Consider the following 1,959-nt stretch of genomic DNA (forward strand, 5'->3'; position numbering starts at 1 on the left):
GGAACCGCGCAGCGGCGGGACCCCCACCCCCGAGTGTTCGCCCGCGAGCGCGCCCCCCGCGCCCCCGACCGCCGGCGGCCCCAGGCCGACCCGTAGCGGTCCCGTCGGGCGCGGTGGCACGACATCCGGAGCCTAGTCGATCCCCCGTACGAGTCCGTCCGGGCTTGCTAGCCTGCGCGCGGCGCGCGTGCACGGGGCACGCGGCCGTCACGGGGGAGGCCGTCATGGCCCTGGAAGAAACCGTAGAACCGACTCCGATCGCAGCCGTCGCGGCCGCGGCGGGCGCGCAGCGCTACCCGGTGGCACCGGGCTGCCGGCTCAACGTCCGCAGCGGCCCGGGCACGCAGTACAGCCTGGTCCGGGTGCTGGCCGAAGGCGCCTCGGTGCCCATCACCTGCCAGAAGCCCGGCCAGACCGTCACCGGTCCCTACGGCACCTCGAACATCTGGGACTGCATCGGCAACGGCCAGTGGGTCGCCGACGCCTACGTCCGCACCGGCGTGGACGGCTACGTCACCGACCGCTGCTCCTGACCGGCCGCCGCTCCGGGCCCGTACCGCCTCCCGCGCACGGGCCCGGAGCCGCGGGCCCGCCGGGCGACCGGGGATAATCGACACCGTGAGCGACCAGAGCCCCGACCGCGACCACCCCACCACCACCCCGGCCGCCGGCGACCCGGCCACCCCCTCGGCCGGCCCGCGCCCGGAACCCCTGCGCTTCTTCGGCACCACCTGGGTCGACCACGACGGCGGCTACGGGCTGCGCCGGACCGCTGTCGCCGTCGGCTCCCTGGCCGCCGCCGTCGCCGGGGCGTTCCTGCTCCGCTTCGCCTACCAGGGGCTGGCCCTCGCCGAGGTGGGCGGCTTCGTCGACGGCCTGCTCGTCGTCATGTTCGCGGTGTGCACCACCATCGCGTTCCGCAAGACCTGGGAGGGCTTCACCCGGCGCCCCGCCGACCCGGCGCGGGAGGACGCGCTGCGCAGCCTGAGGCTGATCGGCTTCATCGGCTCCCTGCTCGCCTACTTCCTGCGCTCCCTGGCCGAGGCCCCCGGCGAGAAGCTGCTGCGCACCGAGTACGAGGCCGCCCGCGCCGCCCACGCCAAGCGCCGCGCCACCCGCACCGGCAACCCGGCCTCGCGCTCCGCCAAGCCCAACCGCCCCCGCAAGGGCCGCCGCTAGCGTTCCTCCGCGTCCCTCCGGGCAGGCTCACCGGGTGACGACCTCCCGCGCCCGCTCCTTCGACACCGCAGCCGCCCGGTACGACGCCGCCCGCCCCGGCTACCCGCCCGCCCTGTTCGACGCGGTCGAAGAACTCGCCGGCCGACCCCTCGCCGATGCCGCCGTACTGGACGTCGGCGCGGGCACCGGCATCGCGACCCGGCTGCTGCGCGACCGCAGAGCCCGGGTCACCGCCGTCGAGCCCGGCGACGGCATGGCCGACCGGCTCCGGCGCACCACCCCCGGGGTCCCCCTGGTCCGCGCCACCGGCGACGCCCTGCCCTTCGCCCCCGCCACGGCGGACCTGATCACCTACGCCCAGTCCTGGCACTGGACCGACCGCACCCGCTCCCTCCCGGAAGCCCTGCGCGTGCTGCGCCCCGGCGGCGCGCTCGCCCTCTGGTGGAACATCGCCGACTCCGACGTGCCCTGGGTCGCCGCGCAGGAGGAACGCTTCGCCCGCCACCTCGGCGGCGCGGCCCACGGCACGCCCGGCCAGGGCGACACCCTGCCGCCGGGGACCCCGCGCGCCGAACGCCGCATCCGCTGGTCCCGCCGCATTCCGCTCGACACCCACCTCGCCCACCTGGCCACCCACTCCCTGCTGCTCACCACCGAGCCCGGAGCCGCCCGCGCCTTCCTCGACCGCGAGCGCACCTCCCTCCTCGCGCAGTTCCCCGACGGGACGGTCACCGAGCCCTACACCTGTCTCTTATACACATCTCCGAGCCCACGAGACGT

The 1,959-nt window shown here is 76.4% G+C and carries 3 protein-coding genes; all 3 read left to right on the forward strand.

Translation table 11 applies throughout. The features are described from left to right. Positions 1 to 224 precede the first annotated feature (224 nt). A complete protein-coding gene (locus tag C6N75_RS28325) occupies positions 225 to 533 on the forward strand; it encodes an SH3 domain-containing protein (RefSeq protein WP_105871705.1) in 309 nt (102 codons plus the stop codon). Between the two features lie 85 nt (positions 534 to 618). Then, positions 619 to 1,179, forward strand: coding sequence for a hypothetical protein (locus tag C6N75_RS28330; protein WP_105871706.1), 561 nt, complete (start codon positions 619 to 621; stop codon positions 1,177 to 1,179). Positions 1,180 to 1,213: 34 nt separating this feature from the next. Next, positions 1,214 to 1,959, forward strand: a 746-nt coding sequence (locus tag C6N75_RS28335) for a class I SAM-dependent methyltransferase (protein WP_105871707.1), incomplete at its 3' end; no start/stop codon positions are given.

Origin of the sequence: Streptomyces solincola (genome assembly GCF_002982015.1) — a bacterium.
GTDB lineage: Bacteria > Actinomycetota > Actinomycetes > Streptomycetales > Streptomycetaceae > Streptomyces > Streptomyces solincola.